The organism is Candidatus Erwinia dacicola (genome assembly GCF_001756855.1).
In the GTDB taxonomy this organism is placed as follows: Bacteria; Pseudomonadota; Gammaproteobacteria; order Enterobacterales; family Enterobacteriaceae; genus Erwinia; species Erwinia dacicola.
Window position 1 is genome coordinate 1 of sequence record NZ_MAYS01000227.1, and the last position, 4,402, is coordinate 4,402.

Below are 4,402 nucleotides of genomic sequence, written 5' to 3' on the forward strand. Positions count from 1 at the left end.
GGGTACCGACTCGTACCAGTGCATCCTGTGCAAGGGCCGACGGCGTTTTGCCGGCGCCCAGGCAGGAACGCAGGCGATGGAATTACTGTCGGAAAGGCTGCGTGAAATGGAGAAAAAGCGATGGCTGCGGATACCTGAGCCGGATCAGTACGCCTGAAAAATTGATTTCAGATTAAAAACACGACAAAAACTGCATTCTCATACTTAAACCTACGCAGGGCCGTAGCATCAAAGGGATAGTTCGTTCTGACATTCATGGTTAGGCGCTCTCAGAAGAGGCGATTCAATCTCCTAACCATGAATAGCAGCTGCTGAGCTTCTTTACTCAAGTTTTTCGCACGCACGCCGCGCAGACGTTCGATTTCCGCTTCCATCTTGTCTTTCTCTTTCAGCAATTCGCCGAGCTTTTCGCTCTCGCCAGAGGCCAGCAGCCTAGGTTCTTTGTGATTAAGGCCGTCCAACTTGTCGCTAAGCTCTTTGATTTCTACCTTAACTTGTTCTTTCATCGCGATTGACCTGTTGGTGACAGCATCAGCGGCTCTACGACATACTTCACGGCGTAGTCATCCTTACGGAACACCTGTACAAGCAGAATGTTCACGGCCTCAACTAGCAGTTCTACGGCGGCGATCAGAAAACTTCTTACCGATCGTCCGGCATTCAGGCGTTCGAGCACCTGATTTTCAAAAGCCTGTGGTTGTTCCATGAATGTCTGCATATTTTTCATATGGCGTAAGGACGCCTGCGCGAGCACAGCAGTACTGTGCCCTAGTTGTTCGTCCGTGAGGGGCGCTTGCACCATTATGCCATAGCGTTCCAAGCCTTCACTACCGCCTTGACGACATCGCCGTCGGCGGGCAGGCCGGAGATCTGCGCCAGCACGCTGGCAACATCCTGCTTCGCCAGCAGCCCAGCCAGTTCCTGCTCCTGCGGATACTGATCGCTGCGGTAGTGCAGGGCAGCGGCGATACCGGTCACCAGATTATCGTGCGGCAGGTGATATTCCAGCGTGCTGAGCGTTGGCTTAATCAGACGATCGCCCGCGCTCAGTTTACGCAGCGGCTGGCGGCCAACGCGGTCCACATCATCTTTCAGGTACGGATTCTCGAAACGGTCGAGGATTTTCTGGATGTACGCCGCGTGTTTTGCCGCGTCAAAGCCGTAACGCTTAATCAGCGCGGCACCGCTCTCTTCCATCGCGCCCTGTACCACCGCCCGCACTTTCTCATCGAGAATCGCTTCGCGAATGGTCTTGTGCCCGGCCAGCTGACCCAAGTAAGCGGTGATGGCATGACCGGTGTTCAGCGTAAACAGCTTACGCTCGACGAACGCCATCAGATTGTCGGTCAGCTCCATGCCGGGAATATCAGGTAGCGCGCCTTTAAACTGGGTCTTATCGACAATCCACTCGCTGAAGGTTTCCACGGTGACTTCCAGCGGATCGCTGTTGCCCGCTTCAGACGGCGGCACGATGCGGTCAACGGCAGAGTCAATAAAGCCAACATGTTCTTCAACCCAGGCGTGATACTGCTCTGGCAGCGCCTTCAGCACGTGGCCTTTCAGCTGCGTGGTGCCGCGCACCATATTTTCACAGGCGATGATATTCAGCGGATGGGAATTAGCGCTATCACTACGTTTGGCTAGCCCTTTGGCAATGCCACCGGCAATGCGCTCAAGGATCTGTGGGCCAACTGCCGTGGTAACGATATCAACGTCTGCGACCAGCGCGATAATGTCATCGCTGGTGCTGTTAACCGCGTTTACTCCTTTAACGATCTCAACCTGCGCATGCCCACCGACCACCTGTACTGGATATTCTCCGCGCGCGTTGAGAGCATCCAGTACCACCTGGTTCACATCCGCGAAGGTAAGCTGAATACCGGCATCCGCCAGCAGTTTACCGATAAAGCCACGGCCGATATTTCCGGCGCCAAAATGTAATGCTTTCATAATTATTCCCGTATCAATGATGGAAAGGTCAGGCATGCCCAAACCCAAAAAGGGCCGGGCGGGCCCAACCCCTAGGGAGGTATTTACTTCAACCGGCTCGGGCGCTTGTTTTACCTGACAGCAAGTCGAGAACTTCCTGCACGTCGGTGGTGCTAGCTAGGCGGGCAATCACGCTGTCATCATCGAGCGCGTTAGTCAGGCTGGTAATCACCTGGATATGTTCGTTATTGCGCGCTGCAATGCCGATCACTAGGCGGGCAATATCCTCCGGCTCTTCACCGAAGTGAACGCCCTGCGAATACTGACAGAACACCACGCCGGTTTTCAGCACGCGGTCTTTCGCTTCCACGGTACCGTGCGGCACGGCAATGGATTCGCCGAGGTAGGTTGGCGTCAGTTTTTCACGCGCCAGCATCGCCTCAACATATTCCGGCTCAACATAGCCGCCTTTCACCAGCTGCTCACCAGCAAAGCGGATCGCCTGCTCTTTATCCGTCGCCACGTTACCGAGGAATATGTTGCTGGCGCTCAGTTTGAACAGGTGGTCTTGGCCATCATCGAAGCTGTCGTTCAGCGTCGCGCTTACTTTCTCGCGATAGTTGGCGCTGCGTCTGGCTTCCACCAAGCGTGCCGTCAGGTCGCTATACAGGTCGCTGTCGAGGAAGTTAGTCAGCGAGATGTGCTGGGCATGAGGGGCCTGGCGGATCGCACGTTCGGTCAGATCGCGGTGGGTGATCACCAAGTCAACGTCGCCCGGCAGGCTGTTAATCGCCATGTTGGTGACGGAAACCGCGGTCAGACCAGCATCGTTTACTTTTTTACGCAGCACGCCTGCGCCCATCGCACTGGAGCCCATACCGGCATCACAGGCTACGATAATTTTGCGCACGTGGCTCAGGTCAGCGTGAGGGCCATCAGCAGCGGCAACACCGGTCGCGCTCTGACCTTTAGACTGGGCTTTCATCTCTTGCACACGGCGAGCCGAGGCTTCAATATCGTCGTTTTCTTTCACTTTGCTGGTTTTCAGCAGGTTAGCAGAGACCACGAAGGAGACAGCAAAAGCAGCGACAATCGCGGCGATATTCGCGAAGTAGGCACCTTTTAGTGTCATTGCCAGCACTGCCAGGATAGAGCCTGGAGAAGCTGGGGACACCAAGCCGCCGTTCAGCAGAGTCAGTGTGAACACGCCGGTCATACCACCGAGGATAACCGCCAGAATCAAGCGCGGGTTCATCAGCACGTACGGGAAGTAGATTTCGTGGATACCACCAAAGAAGTGGATGGTTGCCGCGCCACCGGCGGACTGTTTGGCATTGCTATGGCCGAAAAACATATATGCCATCAGCACGCCCATACCCGGGCCTGGGTTCGCTTCGATCAGGAAAAAGATCGACTGACCGGCTTCGCTGGCCTGCTGGATACCCAGCGGCGAGAAGATACCGTGGTTGATGGCGTTATTCAGGAACAGAATTTTTGCCGGTTCAACGAAGATAGAGGTCAGCGGTAGCAGGTTGTTCTGCACCATCAGATTCACGCCCGCGGCGAGAATATGCGACAGACCTTCAACCAGTGGACCAATCGCCAAGAAGGCGAGGATGGCCAACAGCATGCCGATGCTACCGGCAGAAAAGTTGTTAACCAGCATTTCGAAGCCAGATTTGATCTGGCCATCAATCTGACGGTCGAAGGTTTTAATTGCCCAGCCGCCCAGTGGACCCGCAATCATCGAGCCAAGAAACATTGGCATGTCGGCACCGACAATCACACCCATGGTGGTAATCGCGCCAACCACACCACCGCGATCGCCGCCGACTAGGCGGCCACCGGTATAACCGATCAGCAGCGGCAGCAGGTAGGTAATCATCGGACCAACCAGTTTAGCCATGGTTTCATTTGGCAGCCATCCAGTTTGAATAAACAGCGCGGTGATCATACCCCAAGCGATAAACGCCCCGATATTTGGCATTACCATGTTGCTCAGAAAGCGACCAAAATTCTGGACCTTGATCTTGATATCTGATGAGGACATAAACAAACACCCCCTATTGGTACGCGCTGACAATAAGAGAGCGCGTTGATTTTTGTTTTAGACGTGACAGCGGGTTAAACCGTCAGTATCACTGTATGCAGGCGGACTTTATCACGCGAATATGACGCTGCGTAGCGGCAGACTAAAGTCTGACACAGATCACTATGAATGGTGGTGTAGATGGGGTACGTTAGTGACGAAAGTCACATTTATTCACTGTAGTAAAAGGACTTAGGCTGGAATTTAATCAATTGTAGCGTATTGATGCGATATATCTCACAAATTAACGTTGTGAGCCTGTAGCCTTTTTATGATTCAAATCACAAAATATTTTGAAACAAAACGAGCCAGATCACACTTCACTGGCCGATGAATCTGTCGGACAACTTTTATGTAATAAAAGTATAGTTACTCGCTCATCTT

General features: G+C 53.5%; 2 protein-coding genes and 3 pseudogenes. 1 reads left to right on the forward strand and 4 read right to left on the reverse strand.

Going from position 1 to position 4,402, the window contains the following annotated elements:
* Nucleotides 1-157: pseudogene (locus tag BBW68_RS20600) on the forward strand (IS91 family transposase); the annotation flags it as partial.
* Nucleotides 158-305: 148 nt separating this feature from the next.
* Here the strand turns inward: BBW68_RS20600 and BBW68_RS07155 are convergent.
* From BBW68_RS07155 to BBW68_RS07170, 4 genes and pseudogenes are all read right to left on the reverse strand, one after another.
* Nucleotides 306-506 (reverse strand): annotated as a pseudogene (locus tag BBW68_RS07155) (YibL family ribosome-associated protein); the annotation flags it as partial.
* Nucleotides 507-529: 23 nt separating this feature from the next.
* Nucleotides 530-727, reverse strand: a pseudogene (locus tag BBW68_RS07160) (MltR family transcriptional regulator); the annotation flags it as partial.
* Between the two features lie 74 nt (nt 728-801).
* A complete protein-coding gene (locus tag BBW68_RS07165) occupies nt 802-1,950 on the reverse strand; it encodes a mannitol-1-phosphate 5-dehydrogenase (protein ID WP_070134606.1) in 1,149 nt (382 codons plus the stop codon).
* A gap of 88 nt (nt 1,951-2,038) precedes the next feature.
* Nucleotides 2,039-3,979 carry a PTS mannitol transporter subunit IICBA gene (locus tag BBW68_RS07170; protein ID WP_070134607.1) on the reverse strand — a complete coding sequence of 647 codons (1,941 nt, stop codon included), beginning with the start codon at nt 3,977-3,979 and terminating at the stop codon, nt 2,039-2,041.
* Between the last annotated feature and the right edge of the window lie 423 nt (nt 3,980-4,402).